Genomic DNA, 17,846 nt, shown 5'->3' on the forward strand with positions numbered 1-17,846 from the left:
ACCTCAGTGAGTGACGTCGGCGGCGATGTGCTGCGTACCGATCCGCTTGCGGAACACCCAGTAGGTCCAGCTCTGGTAGAGCAGCACGATCGGCGTGGCGATCGCCGCGCACCAGGTCATGATCTTCAAGGTGTACGGGCTGGACGAGGCGTTGGTGACCGTCAGGCTCCACTCCTCGTTCAGCGAGGACGGCATGACGTTCGGGAAGAGCGACAGGAAGAGCATCGCCACGGCGGCCACGATGGTGACCCCGGACAGCGCGAACGCCCAGCCCTCACGCCCGGCCTGATTGGCCGCCAGCGCCACCAGCAGCGCGGCCACCGCCACGGTCATCGCGACCAGGCTCTTGCCGTCGCCGCTCTCGACCTGCGTCCACAGCAGGAAGATCAGCGCGAGTACGGCTGTCGCGAGACCGACTTGAAGGGCCAGCTTCCGCGCCCGCTCCCGGATGTCCCCGACCGTCTTGAGCGCCACGAACACCGTGCCGTGGAAGGTGAACAGCGTCAGCGTCACCAGACCGCCGAGGAGGGAGTACGCGTTGAACAGGTCCCCCAGGGTGCCGACGTACTCGAAGTCCCGGTCGATCTTCACCCCCCGCACGATGTTGCCGAAGGCCACGCCCCACAGGAACGCCGGGAGCAGCGAGGTCCAGAAGATCGCGGTCTCCCAGTTGCGCTGCCAGTTCTCCTCGGGCCGCTTGACGCGGTACTCGAAGGCGACGCCCCGGATGATCAGGCAGACCAGGATGAGCAGGAGGGGCAGGTAGAACCCGGAGAACAGGGTGGCGTACCACTCGGGGAAGGCGGCGAAGGTCGCGCCGCCGGCGGTGAGCAGCCACACCTCGTTGCCGTCCCAGACGGGGCCGATGGTGTTGATCAGGACCCGCTTCTCGGGCCGGCCGCGGGCCAGCAGCTTGGTGAGGATGCCGACCCCGAAGTCGAATCCCTCCAGGAAGAAGTAGCCGGTCCACAGGACGGCGATCAGGACGAACCAGACGTCGTGCAGTTCCATGACTGTGCAGCTCCCTCGGCCTAGTAGGAGAAGGCCATCGGCTTGTCGGCGTCACGGATGTCGCCGCCGATCTTCGTGGGCGGGTTGAGGTCGGCCTCGGTGAGCTCGGGCGGCCCGGCCTTGACGTACTTGGCGAGCAGCCTGACCTCGATCACGGCGAGGACGGCGTAGAGCGTCGTGAAGACGATCATCGAGGTGATGACCTCGGCCTGCGAGACACCGGGGGAGACCGCGTCCCGGGTCTGCATCACGCCGTAGACGACCCACGGCTGGCGGCCCATCTCGGTGAAGATCCAGCCCCAGGAGTTGGCGATCAGCGGGAAGCCCATGGTCCACAGGGCCAGCAGCCAGTACAGCCGGGTGAGCTTGGAGCCGAGCGGCTTCTTCAGCAGTACCAGATGCGGTACCTCGTCCTCCCCGGTCCGCCAGGCGGCCGGCAGCATGAACCTCTTCCGGGTCAGCCACAGGCCCAGCAGGCCGAGCGAGAAGGACGCCATGCCGAAGCCGATCATCCAGCGGAAGCCCCAGTAGGCGACGGGCACGATGGGCTTGTAGTCGCCGGGCCCGAACTTCTCCTGGAGGGCCTTGTTGGTGTCGTTGATGCCGGGGACGTACGACTCGAAGTCGCTGTGGGCGAGGAAGGACAGCAGCCCGGGGATCTCCAGGGCCACCTTGTTGTGCCCCTCGTCGACGTCTCCGTAGGCGAAGACGGAGAAGGGTGCCGGCTCCTCGCCGTCCCACAGGGCCTCGGCGGCGGCCATCTTCATCGGCTGCTGCTCGTACATGACCTTGCCGAGGGTGTCGCCGCTGATCGCGGTGAACAGGCCGCCGACCGCCAGGGTGACGAGGCCGAGGCGGAGCGAGGTCCGCATCACCGGGATGTGCTTCTTGCGCAGCAGGTGGAAGGCGGCGATGCCCACCATGAAGGCGCCGCCCGTGAGGAAGGCCGCCGAGAAGCTGTGGAAGACCTGGTTGAGCGTGGTGTTCTGGGTGAGGACCAGCCAGAAGTCGGTCAGCTCGGCGCGGCCCTTCTCCTCGTTGATCCGGTAGCCGACCGGATGCTGCATCCACGAGTTCGCCGCGAGGATGAAGTACGCCGACAGCAGCGTGCCGAGGGAGACCATCCATATGCAGGCCAGGTGGATCCTCTTCGGCAGCTTGTCCCAGCCGAAGATCCACAGGCCGATGAAGGTGGACTCGAAGAAGAACGCGATCAGCGCCTCGAAGGCGAGCGGGGCGCCGAAGACATCGCCGACGAAGCGCGAGTAGTCGGACCAGTTCATGCCGAACTGGAACTCCTGCACGATGCCGGTGACCACGCCCATGGCGATGTTGATCAGGAAGAGCTTCCCCCAGAACTTGGTGGCCCTGAGGTACTTCTCCTTCTCCGTACGCACCCAGGCGGTCTGCAGCCCGGCCGTCAGGGCGGCCAGTGAGATCGTCAGAGGGACGAACAGGAAGTGGTAGACGGTGGTGATGCCGAACTGCCATCGCGCCAGAGTCTCCGGCGCCAAAGCGAGGTCCACGTCGTCAGTCTCCTTACGTCGCCGAGGCCCAGCGGCAGGTTTGCCCCTCTTGTCCCGCTCATCACGGGATCAACCCGGACACGCTTGTGAACGCGTTCACATTCACAAGCAAGTATGACGCACTGATTTTCGCCACGGGAAGGGGGGTCCCCTTAGTGCCTCCGCGTCAGGGTCTTGGCAGCGAATTCAACATCTTGTTGAATTGCTCCCCATGCAGATACGGATCTCCTGGCCCGCGGGACACCTCACCGCGACCCTCGACGACACCCCTACCACCCAGGCGCTCGCCAAGGCCCTGCCGCTCGTCTCCACCGCCCACACCTGGGGCGAGGAGGTCTACTTCGACACCGGCGTCTCGGTTTCACGTGAAACCGGCGCCCGGCAGGTCGTCGAGCCCGGCACGGTGGCCTTCTGGACCGACGGGGACGCACTCGCCCTCCCCTACGGCCCCACGCCGATCTCGCGAGGCGACGAGTGCCGCCTCGCGAGTCCGTGCAATGTCCTCGGCCGCCTCGACGGCGACCCCCGCCTGCTCTCGACGGTGCGCAACGGAGACCCCGTGCGCGTGGAGCCGGCTGAACCGGCGGACGCCTAGAGCTCCTTACGGAACCCCTCCGCCGCCTTCAGGAAGATGTCGTTCGCCTCGGTCTCCCCGATCGTCACCCGCACACCCTCGCCGGGGAACGGCCGGATCACCACGCCGTGCTGCTCGCACGCCGCCGCGAAGTCGACCGTGCGCTCCCCCAGCCGCAGCCACACGAAGTTCGCCTGGGTCTCGGGCACCGTCCAGCCCTGGGAGCGCAGCGCGTCGACCACCCGGGTCCGCTCACAGACCAGCGAGCCGACCCGGCCGAGCAGTTCGTCCTCGGCCCGCAGCGAGGCCACCGCGGCGTCCTGCGCGAGCTGGCTCACCCCGAAGGGCACCGCGGTCTTGCGCAGCGCCGCCGCCACCGGCTCATGGGCGATGGCGAAGCCGACCCGCAGCCCCGCGAGGCCGTACGCCTTGGAGAACGTGCGCAGGACACAGACGTTCGGCCGGTCCCGGTAGATCTCCACGCCGTCCGGCACCTCGGGGTCGCGGATGAACTCCCGGTAGGCCTCGTCCAGCACCACCAGCACATCACCGGGCACCCGGTCCAGGAACCGCTCCAGCTCGGGCCGCTTCACGACCGTGCCGGTGGGGTTGTTGGGGTTGCAGACGAAGATCAGCCGGGTCCGCTCGGTGATGGCCTCGGCCATCGCGTCCAGGTCGTGCACATCGCCGGGCGTCAGCGGCACCCGTACCGAGGTCGCCCCGCTGACCTGCGTGATGATCGGGTACGCCTCGAAGGACCGCCAGGCGTAGATGACCTCGTCGCCGGGGCCTGATGTGGCCTGGATCAGCTGCTGGGCGACCCCGACCGAGCCCGTGCCGGTGGACAGGTGGGAGAGCGGGACGCCGAAGCGCTCGGAGAGCTCGTTCATCAGGCCCGTGCACGCCATGTCCGGGTAGCGGTTGAAGGCGGCCGCCGCGGCCGTCACGCTCTCCATCACCCCGGGCAGCGGCGGATAGGGGTTCTCGTTGGAGGACAGCTTGTAGGCCACCGGACCACCGGCCGCCGCGGGCCTGCCCGGCTTGTAGGTGGGGATACCCTCCAGCTCCGCACGCAGCTTGGGGCTCGTCTCGCTCACCGCAGTCCTCCTCGCGACCACCGGCGGCCCATCGTCACCACCGGCTTCCAATGCTTCTCACCTTATGAGGATTCGGCTCGGCTGCGTACAGGTGAGAACAGACCTCCTCCGTCACACCGGCATCAGGGGCATCCCACGCGAAGCCGTACGAATTGGGGGGCGCGTCACACATATATCTATGCGCCGGTGGCTCGCGCCGTAGCGCGCATCCCTCGTGAAGGTGAGTTGAGACCTCTTCGAAACATCGGGAAGTTGGCAGGTGTGCGCACGCCGACAAGTCACGTATTGCCATGGGAGCGCTCAACTCCCTTTTAATCCAATGGCCTTGACGCCGAATGACCATGCAGAAACGTGCCTGTCAACCGCTGCATATGCGTCCGCACTACCCCACCGCATGAGCCCTACTATCGGCTCGCCATGACAGCAGCAGGGAAGCACCAGGTGAGCCGCGCGGACACCGCCCGCCGGGGCAACCGGCCGGGCCGGGCAGGCATCAGAGACGTCGCCGCCGCCGCCGGAGTCTCCATCACGACCGTCTCCGACGCCCTCAACGGCAAGGGCCGGCTCCCCGACGCCACCCGACGCCACGTCCGTGAGGTCGCCGACCGGCTGGGCTACCGCCCGTCGGCCGCGGCCCGAACCCTCCGTACCGGTAAGTCGGGGCTCATCGGCCTGACCGTGACGACGTACGGGGATGAACCTTTCACCTTCACCGAGTTCGCCTACTTCGCCGAGATGGCGCGGGCCGCCACCTCCGCCGCGCTCGCCCGCGGCTACGCCCTGGTCATCCTCCCCGCCACCTCACGCCACGACGTGTGGTCCAACGTGGCCCTGGACGGCACGGTCGTCATCGACCCCTCCGACCAGGACCCGGTGGTCAGTGAGCTGGTCCGGCAGGGTTTACCGGTCGTCTCCGACGGCCGCCCGGTCGGCTCGCTGCCGGTCACCGCGTGGGTCGACAACGACCACGAGGCCGCCGTCCTCGGCATCCTGGACCATCTGGCAGACGCCGGCGCCCGCCGCATCGGCCTGCTGACCGGGACGACGACGGACACGTACACCCATCTGTCCACCACCGCCTACCTCCGCTGGTGCGAACGGGTCGGCCAGGACCCGGTGTACGAGGCCTACCCCGCCCACGACCCGTGCGCGGGCGCCGTGGCCGCCGACCGGCTGCTGGCCCGCCCCGACCGCCCCGACGCCGTCTACGGCCTGTTCGACCCGAACGGCACCGATCTGCTCGCCGCCGCCCGCCGCTACGGACTGCGCGTACCGGACGACCTGCTTCTGGTCTGCTGCAGCGAGTCCACGGTGTACGCCAACACCGAGCCCCCCATCACCACGCTCTCGCTGAAGCCGCGCCGGATCGGCACGGCCGTGGTGCAGTTGCTCATCGACGCGATCGAGGGGGTCGAATCGGACCAACCGGTCGAGCAGGTGATACCGACCGAGCTGATCGTCCGTACCTCTTCCCAGCGACGTCCGCCGCGCACGACCGTCAGCCCGCCCCGGTCGCCCGAGGAGCAGTAGCAACCGAGCGGAGGGCAGACGGCAGAAGCCCTGCCCAATCGGGGCGAAAGCCGCGGTGAACCGGAGCCCTGCTCTGATTCACCACCCCTGGGTCATCACATGGCGCGATCGGCATTCCTATGATGGGCCCACGACACCGCGGGCCGCTGCGACCAGGCAGTCCGATGCGGTGCAGATGCGGCGCGATGGTGGAGGGGTCTGATGACTCAGGGGGCCGGTCAGGGACCCGAGGTGGAGCGGACGGCGACGTTGCGCGACTTCCGAGTGCCCGCGTACATCCACGAGACCGGTCCGTACGTGCAGCAGACGCATCCGGGCGATGTCGCTCCCGCCGCGGCGGAGACGTACCCCGAGGGGTACACCCCGACCCAGCGCGACCTGCCCGTCATCAACCGCGGTGACACGCTTCAGGTGACCGTCGAACCGGTGGCCGCGATGGTTCCGCAGCAGTCGGGCGGCCCCGGTCCGCTGTTCGTCGTGGGCGACGTGCACGGTTACCTCGACGAACTGGTGGCCGCGCTCCAGGAGAAGGGGCTGATCGACGCCGCGGGCAACTGGTGCGCGGGCACCGCCCGGCTGTGGTTCCTCGGTGACTTCACCGACCGCGGCCCGGACGGCATCGGCGTCATCGACCTCGTCATGCGGCTGTCCGCCGAGGCCGCCGCGGCCGGCGGCTACTGCAAGGCCCTGATGGGCAACCACGAACTGCTGCTGATCGGCGCCAAGCGGTTCTCCGACACCCCCGTCAACTCCGGCGCGGGCACCGCCACCTTCCAGGCGGCCTGGCTGCTCAACGGCGGCCAGAAGACCGACATGGACCGCCTCCAGGACCACCATCTGCAGTGGATGGCCCGGCTGGACGCCATGGAGGAGGTCGACGGCCATCTGCTCGTCCACTCCGACACCACCGCCTACCTGGACTACGGCCACTCCATCGAAGAGGTCAACGACACCGTCCGCGAGACGCTGACCCGCAACGACGCGGACGAGTGCTGGGACCTGTTCCGCAAGTTCACCAAGCGCTTCTCCTTCCGCGACGAGGGCGGCTCGGACGCCGTACGCTCCCTGCTCGATACGTACGGCGGCACCCGCATCGTTCACGGCCACAGCCCGATTCCCTATCTGCTGGGCGAAGTCGGCTCCGAGGACAGCGAGGACGGCGGCGGCCCGCTGGTCGAGGGGCCGCACCTCTACGCCGACGGTCTGGCCATCGCGATGGACGGCGGAGTGACCATGGCCGGAAAGCTGCTGGTCCAGCAACTTCCCCTGGATATCTGACGGTTCCGGGGGCAGGTGTCACCCCGGGCCGGAAGGACCCGGAACCACGCAGGCCAGGGGCCAATTTCTGGAAACCCCCTGTCACCGTGTGCCGTCACGGCTCTACCATCGGCTTATCCGTAGCAGGCTCCCCTCCGTTTCTGCCCGACGGCTCGTCGCCATGCGAGCCCCAAGCCCTACGGAGCATCGGGGGATGCACATGAACAGCGTTCCGCAGCACCTGCACAGTGAGGACCGCCAGGAGTACGAGCGGATCCTCGACGAGGCGCTGCGCTCCGCCACCACCCGCCCGGAACTGGCCGCTGTCGGACAGCGGCTCAACTCCGAACAGCTGCGCACCATGGCGCTCAACGCCTCCGCGATCATCACGGCGGCCGCGGCGACCGAGTACCAGCATTACGTGAAGGTGCGCGAGGAACTGCGCCAGCCGGCGCCGTCCACCCCGCCGTCCGTTCGCGAATCCGGCTCCACCGAGTCGGGTCCGAGCGCGATGGGGCTCGCCACCACCATGGGAGAGGCCGCCGCCGAGACCGCCGGCGCGGGCATCGTCGCCGTCGCGGCCGTCCTCACCCCCGTCCTCGCCGGAATAGCCGCGGCGCTCTTCCTGCTCGTCGGGTACATCCTGCGGATGCTCGAACCCGAGCCGGCGTTCGCCCAGACGATGCTCACCACCGGATGGGTGTTCGGCGCCGTGACGGCGGCCGCGATCCTCGTCGCCGCCGTCGGGCTGCTGCTCACCGCTCTGCGCAACAGGCCGGCACTCGACACCGGCCCGCACGGAGAGCTGGGCAGCGAGGTGGCCCGGGCCAGGGAAGCCTGGCGTGAAGCCCTGCTGGAGCGCGGCATCCTGCCGTTCCTGCGGGACGCGCTGGCCGACCCCGGCACCGCCGCCGCCCTGCACCGCACGGCGCCCACGGCACCGATCAGCCGCATGCCGAACCTCGGCTACGACCGTCCGGGCTTCTCCAGCCCCGGCGAGGGCACTGCGTCAGGCCCCCGCCCGAGCTTCAGCAGCCCGGACTACACAAGCCCGGATTTCGGGGGTCCGGAGCATCAGCCGGAGTGACTCCGGCCCCTCGGCTTGCGCCCCCGTCGCGGGGAGCGCAAGCCGGATGTCCGGGGGCCGGGGCGGGCCGTAATCAGAGGATGCCCGCGCCGCGGGCAGCCACCGTCCACTGCGGGAACTCGGACAGCAGCCGGTCGTACAGATCCTGGTCGGGGACGGTGCTGATGTCGTCCACGGAGAAGAAGCCGACGTTGTCGACGCGCCGGCCGGGCAGGGTGTCGAAGCGCTCCAGGACCCCGTAGTCGGACTTGCCGAGGCCCACGAACTGCCAGAAGATCGGCTCCTCGACCGCTTCCCGCAGCTCCTTCTCGATCTGGGCGTTGCGGTAGACGCCTCCGTCGGAGAAGAACAGCACCAGGGTGGGGGCCTGGGCCGGGTTCTGGCGGACATAGGCGCGGACTTCGGCGATCACCTTCTGTTCCTCGTTCTGGATGCCGACCGTCCGCATGTCGACCTGGCTGTCCTCCAGGCCCTTCTTCCGCTTCTTGGAGCCGAAGAGGCTCATCTCCCCGCACCTGACGTGCAGCCGCGTCCACTCGGGCAGCTCCCCGAGCCGGAAGTCGGGCAGCCGTGCCGGGTTCGAGGCGAAGGTCCACGCCTGCATCTCGCCGTCGTCGTCCAGCTGCGCGGCCACGGCCGCCATCCGCTCCACGACGTCCGCGACGACTCCCCGGGAGTACAGGAACGACATGGACCCGGAGGCGTCCAGCACCAGGATCACGCGAGCGGTGATGCCGGTCGCGCCGTGCTTGCTGAGACTGACCGCGACCTGCTGCTTACGCAGGTCCAGCCGCTTGCGCATGTCCACGGGCAGGCGCTCTTCGCCCTTGGTGAGGTTGGGGGAGGCCGGAAGGGCTACGGGTGCGGCGGGGGCGGCAGGGGGCGCGGCGGGGGCGGTCGTCATGGGCGGTGCCGGTACGGCCGACGGTGTGGATACGGCCGGCGGGGTCGTCGGTACGGCGGTCTCCTCCTCGTCGACCGTGATGCCGAAGTCCGTCGCCAGCCCGGCCAGCCCGGAGGCGTACCCCTGCCCCACGGCCCGGAACTTCCACTTCCCCTGGCGGAGGTACAACTCACCGCCGATGAAGGCCGTCTCCGTCCCGGCCTCCATCACGAAGTGCGCGATCTCGGCGCCGCTCCGCTCGTCGACCAGTCGCATCGTCAGTCCCGGCACCTGACCGAACGTGCCGCCGTCCGCCGAGGCGCACAGCACGATCTTCTCGATGGCGGGCTCCAGCGCACCGAACTCCACCGCGACGGTGTCGGTGGTGGTGCCCGCCCGCTGCTGCTTGCCCAGGTGGCTCACGGCCTTCGAGGCGTGGTGGGGCTGGTTGTAGAAGATGAAGTCGGCGTCGTCGCGCACGCGTCCCGCCGCGGTGAGCAGCAGCGCCGAAGCGTCCACGTCGGGGGTGCCCGGCCCGTCGGACCAGGTCAGCTCCACGCGCACGGCCGTTGCGTCTACGGGAAGGTTGGCGCCCTTGCTCAGTGCTGTCATGGGATCAGTGTGCCGACTGATCCGGCGGCCCCGGAAGGGCCTCGGTCCCTCGGCCGAGGTCGGGCTGTTTCACGTGAAACAGCCCGACCTCGGCCGACGTGGACCCGTTCTCGGTGCTCAGTCCGCGATCGGCAGGTACACGCGGTTGCCCGCGGCTGCGAACTCCTTGGACTTCTGGGCCATCCCGTCCTCGATCTCCCCCGCCGTGCTGCCGTGCTGTCGGCGGATGTCCTGGGAGATCTTCATCGAGCAGAACTTCGGACCGCACATGGAGCAGAAGTGGGCGGTCTTGGCCGGCTCCGCCGGGAGGGTCTCGTCGTGGAACTCCCGGGCGGTGTCCGGGTCGAGGGCCAGGTTGAACTGGTCCTCCCACCGGAACTCGAAGCGGGCGTCGGACAGGGCGTCATCCCAGTCCTGAGCGCCCGGGTGGCCCTTGGCGAGGTCGGCCGCGTGGGCGGCGATCTTGTAGGTGATGACGCCGGTCTTCACGTCGTCCCGGTTGGGCAGGCCCAGGTGCTCCTTGGGCGTGACGTAGCAGAGCATGGCCGTGCCCCACCAGGCGATCATCGCGGCACCGATGCCGGAGGTGATGTGGTCGTACGCCGGGGCGACATCCGTCGTCAGCGGGCCGAGCGTGTAGAACGGCGCCTCCTCGCAGATCTCCTGCTGAAGGTCGATGTTCTCCTTGATCTTGTGCATCGGGACATGTCCCGGGCCCTCGATCATGGTCTGGACGTTGAAGCTCTTGGCGATCCGGTTGAGTTCGCCGAGCGTCCGCAGCTCCGCGAACTGCGCCTCGTCGTTGGCGTCCGCGATCGAGCCGGGCCGCAGGCCGTCGCCGAGCGAGTACGTGACGTCGTAGGCGGCGAGGATCTCGCAGAGCTCCTCGAAGTTCTCGTACAGGAAGCTCTCCTTGTGGTGCGCGAGGCACCACGCGGCCATGATCGAGCCGCCGCGGGAGACGATGCCGGTCTTGCGGTTGGCGGTCAGCGGCACATACGGCAGGCGGACGCCCGCGTGGACCGTCATGTAGTCCACGCCCTGCTCGGCCTGCTCGATGACGGTGTCCTTGTAGATCTCCCAGGTCAGTTCCTCGGCCTTGCCGTCGACCTTCTCCAGGGCCTGGTAGAGCGGCACCGTGCCGATGGGGACGGGGGAGTTGCGCAGCACCCACTCGCGGGTGGTGTGGATGTTGCGGCCGGTGGACAGATCCATGACCGTGTCGGCGCCCCACCGGGTCGCCCAGGTCATCTTCTCGACCTCCTCCTCGATGGAGGACGTCACCGCGGAGTTGCCGATATTGGCGTTCACCTTCACCAGGAACCGCTTGCCGATGATCATCGGCTCGATCTCCGGGTGGTTGACGTTCGCCGGCAGCACCGCACGTCCTGCCGCGATCTCCTCTCGGATCACTTCCGGCGCCACGTTCTCCCGGATGGCCACGTACTCCATCTCGGGCGTGATCTCGCCCCGGCGGGCGTACGCGAGCTGGGTGACCGCCTGCCCGTCCCGGCCGCGGCGCGGCAGCCGGGGGCGGCCGGGGAAGACCGCGTCGAGGTTGCGCAGGCCGCCGCGCGGTGAGGTGTGCTTGATCCCGTCGTCCTCGGGGCGGACGGGACGGCCCGCGTACTCCTCGGTGTCGCCGCGGCCGATGATCCAGTTCTCCCGCAGCGGGGAAAGTCCCCGGCGGACGTCGGTGTCGACGCCCGGATCGGTGTACGGGCCGGAGGTGTCGTACAGCGTGACGGACTGCCCGTTGGTGAGGTGCACCTGACGGACCGGCACCTGTAGATCGGGGCGCGAGCCCTCGACGTACGCCTTGTGCCAGCCGATGGACTTCCCGGCCTCATCGCTCGACGAACCGTTCGCACCGTTCGTCGTGTTCTGCGTGGAGGCAGGCGTGCGTGCGTCCTTGATGGTCATGAGACCTACTCCCTACGCCGGCATTACCCGGTAACAGGTTCGGCGGTCGACGCAGCGGCTTCCGTCTGCCGATGTTTCGTGTGCAACGTCACTCGCGTGTGGTGACGTTCCACGTGAAACATCGCTGGGACGGAGGTCAGCGCCCTCTCAGCCCGGTGCTCCGAGCTCCCGCGTGTACAAAGGTGCCCCCACGCTAGCGTCAATTCGGGCGCGGTGAACAGGGGGCCCCGGTCGTTCTTGCGATGATCGGTCGGTGACCACGACGCATGAACCCCCGTTCCCGCCCGAGCCGCCCCGCGGCCCCGGTTCCGGATCCACCGGTGGTGGTGACGGGCACGGGCACGGAAACGGCCATTCCCACAGCCATGCCCATGGCCCGGCGGCCCCGGTCTCCAAGCATCTGCGCAAGGTCATCGCGGCGATCCTCATCCCGTTCGCCGCGGCGGTCGTCGTGGGGCTCGCGGTGCTGTGGCCGGGTGGCGCGCCCTCGCACGAGCGCACGGGTGTCGGCTTCGACCGTCAGACCCAGCAGGCCACCGTCACCAAGGTCGAGGAGGTCAGCTGCTCCTCGGTGAACGCCTCCGGGGTTCCCCCGACCGGCGACACCTCCACCGCGGAGGGCTCCTCGGCGCAGCAGCAGGAGGACGGCACCTGCAAGAAGGCGACGATCCGCGTCGACTCCGGCAAGGACAAGGGCCGCACCTTCACCGAGATCGTCCAGCCGGACCAGTCGCGGCAGCTGCACGAGGACGAGGAGGTCGTGGTCGCCTATGAGCCCTCGGCGCCCAAGGACCTCCAGTACTCGGTCACCGACGTCAACCGCCGGATCCCGATGGCGGTGCTCGCCGGGCTCTTCGCGCTGGCCGTCGTGGCGGTGGGCCGGCTGCGCGGTGTCATGGCGCTGATCGCGCTCGCCGTCAGTTTCCTGGTGCTGACCCTCTTCATCCTGCCCGCCATCCTCCAGGGATCGAACCCGCTGGTCGTGGCGGTGGTCGGGTCGAGCGCCATCATGCTGATCGCCCTCTACATGTGCCATGGCCTGTCGGCCCGGACGTCCGTGGCGGTTCTCGGGACGCTGATCTCGTTGCTGCTGATCGGCATCCTCGGCTCGGTCTTCATCGACTGGGCCGCCCTCACCGGCAACACGGACGACAACACCGGTCTGATCCACGGGCTGTACCCGGAGATCGACATGAGCGGTCTGCTGCTCGCCGGCATCATCATCGGTTCCCTCGGTGTCCTCGACGACGTGACGGTCACCCAGACCTCGGCCGTCTGGGAGCTGCACGAGGCCAACCCGACGATGGGCTGGCGGGGTCTGTACCGGGCCGGCATCCGGATCGGCCGCGACCACATCGCGTCCGTCGTCAACACCCTCGTCCTGGCCTATGCGGGCGCCGCGCTGCCGCTGCTGCTGCTCTTCTCGATCGCGCAGAGCAGTGTGGGCACGGTCGCCAACAGTGAGCTGGTCGCGGAGGAGATCGTGCGCACCCTGGTCGGTTCGATCGGCCTGGTCGCCTCGGTCCCGGTCACCACGGCCCTGGCCGCGCTGATGGTCGCCTCCGACCGCCCCGAGCGGGAGCCCGCCGCGGCCGGGGGACGCCCGGCTCCGGCGCGAGGGGGACGGGGGCGACGGCGGAAGCGGTGAGGCCCGGGGCCGCCGCCTGGACCTCCCGACAGTTGGGTTTCGGCTTCAACGGACGGTTGGGTTCCGGCCTCAACGGCCCGGTGCAGAGAAGAAGCGTTCCTGCACAACCCCAGGCCGCCTGCTGAAGCGTTACGGCTGTCTCCCGCCGCCCTGCCGCACCGCTTCAGCCCGCGCTCTGCTCCTCCGCCAGGATGCGGTCCAGTGCCTCGTCAAGACTGGCGTCGAAGTCGGACAGCGCACCCTCCTGGCCCAGCGGCACCAGCTTGTCGGTGCGGTCGAGGAACGCCACGAGCGGCGCCGCGGAGGAACGGAACAGCGCGTGATCGCCGCCCACCTGAAGCCGGATCAGCACATCGCCGAGCGCGTCGGGGTCGGCCGGGGAAACCCGCACATCACCCTCACCGCATGGCCGACCCACCCCGTCGATCATCAGCTCCCGCCCGAAGGCCCAGGTCACCGGCGCGTCTCCGGGCAAATGGAAGGTCAGCCGCACGGCGTAGGGATCGCAGGTCTCGTACCGCAGTTCCACTGGAATGCGGAAAGAGAGCTCCTCGGAGACGAGGAAGCTCATCATGACCTCTGCCTGTACGGACTCGTGCATCGCCTACCCCGTCATCTGCCGTGGATGTGGCCAGGAATGGTTCCCCGACACAGAGGAATCTTGCTGAACGTACACGGGAGATCACAAGGAGTGAGTTTTCAGATACTGATAGAGATCGCCAGCGACCCGAGATGCCGTCCGATCTCGCTCTGCAGTTGCCGGGCCGCGACCAGCAGCCGGTCGGCCTGGTGGGCCGGGAGAGAGATGGCCATCGTCGCCGCCGTGGTACCGACGGTGATCGGAATCGCGGCGCACACCGTTCCCAGCGCGTACTCCTGACGCTCGGTCACCATCTCCATCCGGTCCATCCGGTCCAGCCGGCGCAGCAGCGTGTGGTCGTCGCGCACGGTGTACGGGGTGATGGGCTGCACGGGATAGCGCTCCAGATGGTCGCGGCGGGTGGCCTCGTCCACCTGGGCCAGCAGACACTGCCCGATGGCGTGCGCGTGCCCGGTCTCCCGGAAGTCGGCCCACTCCTCGACCGCGGGGTTGCCCGGGGTGTCGGAGACGCACATGACCTCGATCTCGCCGTCCCGGTACACCGCGTAGTACACGGGCACCCCGATGGCGTCCCGCCAGTGCGCGAGTGCGTCGGCGACCGAGCTGCGACGTTTCTGCTGGGCTCCGCTGGTGCCCAGCCGCTCGGCTGCCTCTCCGAGGAAGAACAGGCCCTTGTCCCGGCGGAGATAGCCCTCGTGGACGAGGGTGCGCAGCAGGTGGTACGCGGTGGGCAGCGCCAGGCCGTTCTCCCGGGCCAGCTGCTTTGCGGGGGCGCCGTGCTCGTGCTCGGCGACGGATTCCAGCAGGCGCATGGCGCGCTGGACGGATCCGATGAGGGTCGCGGAGTGGGCGGCGCTCGCCGGATCGGGCGGATTCCCGGAGCGCTCGGGCGTCGGCTGCACCGGGGGCCGGGCGCGGGTCCCGGCCCCGGGGTGGGGGGCCCGGTCGGGTGCGCGGCCTGTGGGGTTGTGGGTTGTGGGGTTGTGAGTTGTGGGGTTGCGGACTGTCGGATTGCGGACTGTCGGGTTTTCGGAGGGTGCGGTGTCAACCGTGGCCAAGGGTCACTCCCGAAGCGCGAGGGGGCAGCCCGTGCGGGGAACACGGGTGGGGGTGTACGCCGCTCGCGGGGTCGTCCCCGCGTCGATTTCCGGACTCTATTCGTCCGTCACCGCTCGCAGACGGCCTGCCAGGGAAACTTCCCTCGGCCGAGGGAACCAGTGCTTCTGGTTACCGCTCGCCCGGTGCCCGTGGGCCCGTCAGAAGTCGCTCCGCGAGGAAGCGCTCGACGTGAACTTCCGTACGACGTAAATGAGTCCGCCGACCAGGGCCACGAAGACCAGCACCTTGAACAGCAGCCCGATGACGAAGCCGACGATGTTCGCTATCAGCCCGCCGAACACCACCAGGGCGATGACCGGTACCGCGATCCACTTCACCCACCACGGCAGTCCCGCGAAGATCTCACCCATCGCCCTCGTCCTTACCTCTCCGCCCGTCACTGTGCCGGGTCCGGTAGGACGGCCCGCGCTGTGCGGGCGAGCCGTCTCGTCTTGCCTGCCTTCGATGCTAGGGGCGCGGAGGGCTCCGGCGGGGGCCTCGCGCCCCCTGTCCTCCCCTGATCGATCCCCTAGGGAATCCGGGGGTCGGACCCTCAGCTCTCAGGCGGAGAGAACACCACGAGCACCCGCAGGTCCTCGCTGATGTGGTGGAACTTGTGGGCCACGCCGGCCGGCACGTACACCACGCTGCCGCGCGCCACCTGGGTGGTCTCCAGGCCGACCGTGATCGCGGCCCGGCCGCTCACGACGAAGTAGACCTCGTCCTGCTGGTGCGGCTGCTGGGGATCGTGATCGCCCGCGTCGAGCGCGTACAGACCGACCGACATGTTCCGCTCACGCAGAAACTGCAGGTAGGCGCCGTCATTGGCGGCGCGTTCCGCCTCCAGTTCATCCAGCCGGAATGCCTTCATCGCTCTTGCCCGCCCTCGTCACACTGCTCGCAGCTGATCTCGTCTGCCACGATCAGACACATGAAGAATTTCGTAGTCAAGACGATCGCCAACGCGGGTGCCCTGGCGGTCGCCGTATGGCTGCTGGACAAGATCACTCTCACCGGCGACAGCACCGGCAAGAAGGTCGGCACCCTGATCCTGGTCGCGCTGATCTTCGGCGTGGTCAACGTCCTGGTGAAGCCGGTCGTCAGCCTGCTGAGCCTGCCGCTGCTCATCCTCACGCTCGGCCTGTTCACCCTGGTCGTCAACGCGCTGATGCTGCTGCTGACCTCCTGGCTCGCCGACACCGTCGACCTGAGCTTCCATGTCGAGGGCTTCTGGACCGCCGTTCTCGGTGGCCTGATCATCTCGGTCGTCTCCTGGGCGCTCAACGTCGTCCTGCCCGACGGGGACTGAGCGCCGATGACCTACCGCGTCTGCTTCGTGTGCACCGGCAACATCTGCCGCTCCCCGATGGCCGAGTCCGTCTTCCGCGCGCGGGTGGCCGAGGCCGGGCTCGACGGCCTGATCGACGTCGACAGCGCCGGCACGGGCGGCTGGCACGAGGGGGACCCGGCCGACCCGCGCACGGTCGCGGTCCTGGAGCTGCACGGCTACGACAGCAGCCATATCGCCCGGCAGTTCCAGGCGTCCTGGTTCGCCCGTCTGGATCTGGTCGTGGCGCTTGACGAGAGCCACCTCAAGGCGCTGCGCCGGCTGGCTCCCACCGAGCAGGACGCGGCGAAAGTGCGGCTGCTGCGCTCCTACGACCCCGCTGCCGGCGACGACCTCGACGTACCCGACCCGTACTACGGGGGCGCGGGGGGCTTCGAGGAGTGCCTGGCGATGGTCGAGGCGGCGAGCGGCGGTCTGCTGGACGCGGTGCGCCAGGAGACCGGGGAGCGGGCGGCGTGAGCGCCGCCGGGAGCCCGGGAGACGGCACGCGCGCGGTGCGCGCCGGACTGCCCGAGCCGGTCAAGCACGAGCCCACCCTGCCCGGTCCGGTGTTCGCCGCGCACTTCCATCTGCCGGGCGACCCCACCGGCCCGTACACCTACGGCCGCGACGAGAACCCCACCTGGACCCATCTGGAGCGGGCCATCGGGGAGTTTGAGGCGCCGGACGAGGACGGCGTCGAGACGCTGGTGTTCGCCTCCGGCATGGCCGCCGTCTCCGCGGTGCTGTTCTCCCAGCTGCGCGCCGGGGACACGGTCGTGCTGCCCAGCGACGGCTACCAGGCGCTGCCCCTGGTACGCGACCAGCTGAGGGCGTACGGCATCGAGGTGCGCACCGCGCCGACCGGCGGCGACGCTCAGCTCGACGTCCTCGACGGCGCCCGGCTGCTGTGGCTGGAGACGCCCTCCAATCCCGGCCTGGACGTCTGCGACATCCGGCGCCTTGTCGAGGCGGCACACGCGCGTGGCGCCCTCGTGGCCGTCGACAACACCCTCGCCACGCCCTTGGGGCAGCGCCCGCTGGAGCTCGGCGCCGACTTCTCGGTGGCGAGCGGCACCAAGCAGCTCACCGGGCACGGTGACATCCTGCTCGGCTACGTCTGCGGACGCGCCGGCGAGGCGATGACTGCCGTCCGCCGCTGGCGCAAGATCGTCGGCGCGATTCCGGGCCCCATGGAGGCGTGGCTCGCCCACCGCTCCCTCGCCACGCTCCAGTTGCGCGTGCTCCGGCAGAACGCCACCGCCCTGGCGGTCGCCGAGGCGCTGCGCGACTGGCCCGAGGAGCTGGGGGTGCGCTACCCGGGGCTGCCGGCCGACCCCTCCCACCCGACCGCGGCCCGGCAGATGCGGGGCTATGGGTGCGTGGTCTCCTTCACGCTCCCCACGCGTGCGCGTGCCGACCGTTTCCTCGACGCGCTACGGCTCGTGGACGACGCGACCAGCTTCGGCGGCGTGCGGTCCACGGCCGAGCGGCGCGGGCGCTGGGGCGGGGACGCGGTGCCGGAGGGCTTCATCCGGCTGTCGGTGGGTGCCGAGGACGCCGGGGACCTGGTGGCGGATGTGCTGCGCGCGCTGGAGGAGTCGGCTCGCTGAGCGCCTCGGAGGGCCTGCGCTACGTACAACGGACGGTCCGAGCCTCCCCCCTCGTGGCT

Annotated in this window: 17 protein-coding genes and 1 riboswitch; of the genes, 8 read left to right on the forward strand and 9 right to left on the reverse strand. The window is 69.2% G+C overall.

Features of this window, described 5'->3' with window-relative positions; genetic code table 11:
* Positions 1-3 precede the first annotated feature (3 nt).
* Together cydB and ACFYW5_RS10595 are read right to left on the reverse strand one after the other, a co-directional pair.
* Positions 4-1,011, reverse strand: coding sequence for a cytochrome d ubiquinol oxidase subunit II (gene cydB / locus ACFYW5_RS10590; RefSeq protein ID WP_389416566.1), 1,008 nt, complete (start codon positions 1,009-1,011; stop codon positions 4-6).
* Positions 1,012-1,031: 20 nt separating this feature from the next.
* Complete coding sequence (locus ACFYW5_RS10595) at positions 1,032-2,537, reverse strand: cytochrome ubiquinol oxidase subunit I (RefSeq protein WP_389416567.1); 1,506 nt, start codon at positions 2,535-2,537, stop codon at positions 1,032-1,034.
* A 211-nt stretch (positions 2,538-2,748) separates the two neighbouring features.
* Between ACFYW5_RS10595 and ACFYW5_RS10600 the strand changes: the two genes are divergently transcribed.
* Positions 2,749-3,132, forward strand: a complete 384-nt coding sequence (locus ACFYW5_RS10600) for a cyclophilin-like fold protein (RefSeq protein ID WP_389416568.1) — start codon at positions 2,749-2,751, stop codon at positions 3,130-3,132.
* On the opposite strand, the gene hisC is transcribed toward ACFYW5_RS10600, so the two are convergent.
* Complete coding sequence (hisC, locus tag ACFYW5_RS10605; protein ID WP_389416569.1) at positions 3,129-4,208, reverse strand: histidinol-phosphate transaminase; 1,080 nt, start codon at positions 4,206-4,208, stop codon at positions 3,129-3,131. The genes ACFYW5_RS10600 and hisC overlap by 4 nt on opposite strands.
* Positions 4,209-4,625: 417 nt before the next feature.
* On the opposite strand from hisC, the gene ACFYW5_RS10610 reads away from it, so the two are divergent.
* The 3 genes from ACFYW5_RS10610 to ACFYW5_RS10620 all read left to right on the forward strand — a co-directional run bounded on the left by ACFYW5_RS10610 (position 4,626) and on the right by ACFYW5_RS10620 (position 8,082).
* Positions 4,626-5,738, forward strand: a complete 1,113-nt coding sequence (locus ACFYW5_RS10610; protein WP_389416570.1) for a LacI family DNA-binding transcriptional regulator — start codon at positions 4,626-4,628, stop codon at positions 5,736-5,738.
* Between the two features lie 201 nt (positions 5,739-5,939).
* Complete coding sequence (locus ACFYW5_RS10615) at positions 5,940-7,016, forward strand: metallophosphoesterase (RefSeq protein WP_389416571.1); 1,077 nt, start codon at positions 5,940-5,942, stop codon at positions 7,014-7,016.
* Positions 7,017-7,209: 193 nt separating this feature from the next.
* Complete coding sequence (locus ACFYW5_RS10620) at positions 7,210-8,082, forward strand: hypothetical protein (RefSeq protein ID WP_389416572.1); 873 nt, start codon at positions 7,210-7,212, stop codon at positions 8,080-8,082.
* Positions 8,083-8,155: 73 nt separating this feature from the next.
* On the opposite strand, the gene ACFYW5_RS10625 is transcribed toward ACFYW5_RS10620, so the two are convergent.
* Together ACFYW5_RS10625 and thiC are read right to left on the reverse strand one after the other, a co-directional pair.
* Positions 8,156-9,577: a VWA domain-containing protein gene (locus tag ACFYW5_RS10625; RefSeq protein ID WP_389416573.1), complete on the reverse strand. Its 1,422-nt coding sequence runs from the start codon at positions 9,575-9,577 to the stop codon at positions 8,156-8,158.
* A gap of 117 nt (positions 9,578-9,694) precedes the next feature.
* Positions 9,695-11,500 (reverse strand): phosphomethylpyrimidine synthase ThiC, encoded by a 1,806-nt coding sequence (gene thiC / locus ACFYW5_RS10630; RefSeq protein WP_389416574.1) that lies wholly within the window; start codon positions 11,498-11,500, stop codon positions 9,695-9,697.
* A riboswitch (TPP riboswitch) is annotated at positions 11,493-11,682 on the reverse strand. (Overlaps the previous gene by 8 nt.)
* A 71-nt stretch (positions 11,683-11,753) precedes the next feature.
* Between thiC and ACFYW5_RS10635 the strand changes: the two genes are divergently transcribed.
* A complete protein-coding gene (locus ACFYW5_RS10635) occupies positions 11,754-13,148 on the forward strand; it encodes a YibE/F family protein (RefSeq protein ID WP_389416575.1) in 1,395 nt (464 codons plus the stop codon).
* Positions 13,149-13,311: 163 nt separating this feature from the next.
* On the opposite strand, the gene ACFYW5_RS10640 is transcribed toward ACFYW5_RS10635, so the two are convergent.
* From ACFYW5_RS10640 to ACFYW5_RS10655, 4 genes are all read right to left on the reverse strand, one after another.
* Entirely contained in the window at positions 13,312-13,749 is a 438-nt protein-coding gene (locus tag ACFYW5_RS10640; protein ID WP_389416576.1) for an SsgA family sporulation/cell division regulator, read from the reverse strand.
* Positions 13,750-13,847: 98 nt separating this feature from the next.
* The gene (locus ACFYW5_RS10645) at positions 13,848-14,651 is read right to left on the reverse strand and encodes an IclR family transcriptional regulator (RefSeq protein ID WP_389416577.1); all 804 of its coding nucleotides are present in this window, start codon (positions 14,649-14,651) and stop codon (positions 13,848-13,850) included.
* A 354-nt stretch (positions 14,652-15,005) separates the two neighbouring features.
* Positions 15,006-15,218 (reverse strand): DUF5326 family protein, encoded by a 213-nt coding sequence (locus ACFYW5_RS10650; protein WP_389416578.1) that lies wholly within the window; start codon positions 15,216-15,218, stop codon positions 15,006-15,008.
* Between the two features lie 182 nt (positions 15,219-15,400).
* Positions 15,401-15,718 (reverse strand): cupin domain-containing protein, encoded by a 318-nt coding sequence (locus ACFYW5_RS10655; protein WP_250073700.1) that lies wholly within the window; start codon positions 15,716-15,718, stop codon positions 15,401-15,403.
* 60 nt (positions 15,719-15,778) lie between these two features.
* Here ACFYW5_RS10655 and ACFYW5_RS10660 point away from each other — a divergent pair, with 60 nt between their 5' ends.
* The 3 genes from ACFYW5_RS10660 to ACFYW5_RS10670 are packed head-to-tail and all read left to right on the forward strand — an operon-like array spanning position 15,779 to position 17,787.
* Positions 15,779-16,156 (forward strand): phage holin family protein, encoded by a 378-nt coding sequence (locus ACFYW5_RS10660; RefSeq protein ID WP_389416579.1) that lies wholly within the window; start codon positions 15,779-15,781, stop codon positions 16,154-16,156.
* A gap of 6 nt (positions 16,157-16,162) precedes the next feature.
* A complete protein-coding gene (locus tag ACFYW5_RS10665) occupies positions 16,163-16,654 on the forward strand; it encodes a low molecular weight protein-tyrosine-phosphatase (RefSeq protein ID WP_389416580.1) in 492 nt (163 codons plus the stop codon).
* A complete protein-coding gene (locus ACFYW5_RS10670) occupies positions 16,651-17,787 on the forward strand; it encodes a cystathionine gamma-lyase (RefSeq protein WP_389416581.1) in 1,137 nt (378 codons plus the stop codon). The genes ACFYW5_RS10665 and ACFYW5_RS10670 overlap by 4 nt, the downstream gene beginning before the upstream one ends.
* The last annotated feature ends 59 nt before the right edge of the window (positions 17,788-17,846 follow it).

Source organism: Streptomyces sp. NPDC002779 (assembly GCF_042888685.1).
Classification (GTDB): domain Bacteria; phylum Actinomycetota; class Actinomycetes; order Streptomycetales; family Streptomycetaceae; genus Streptomyces.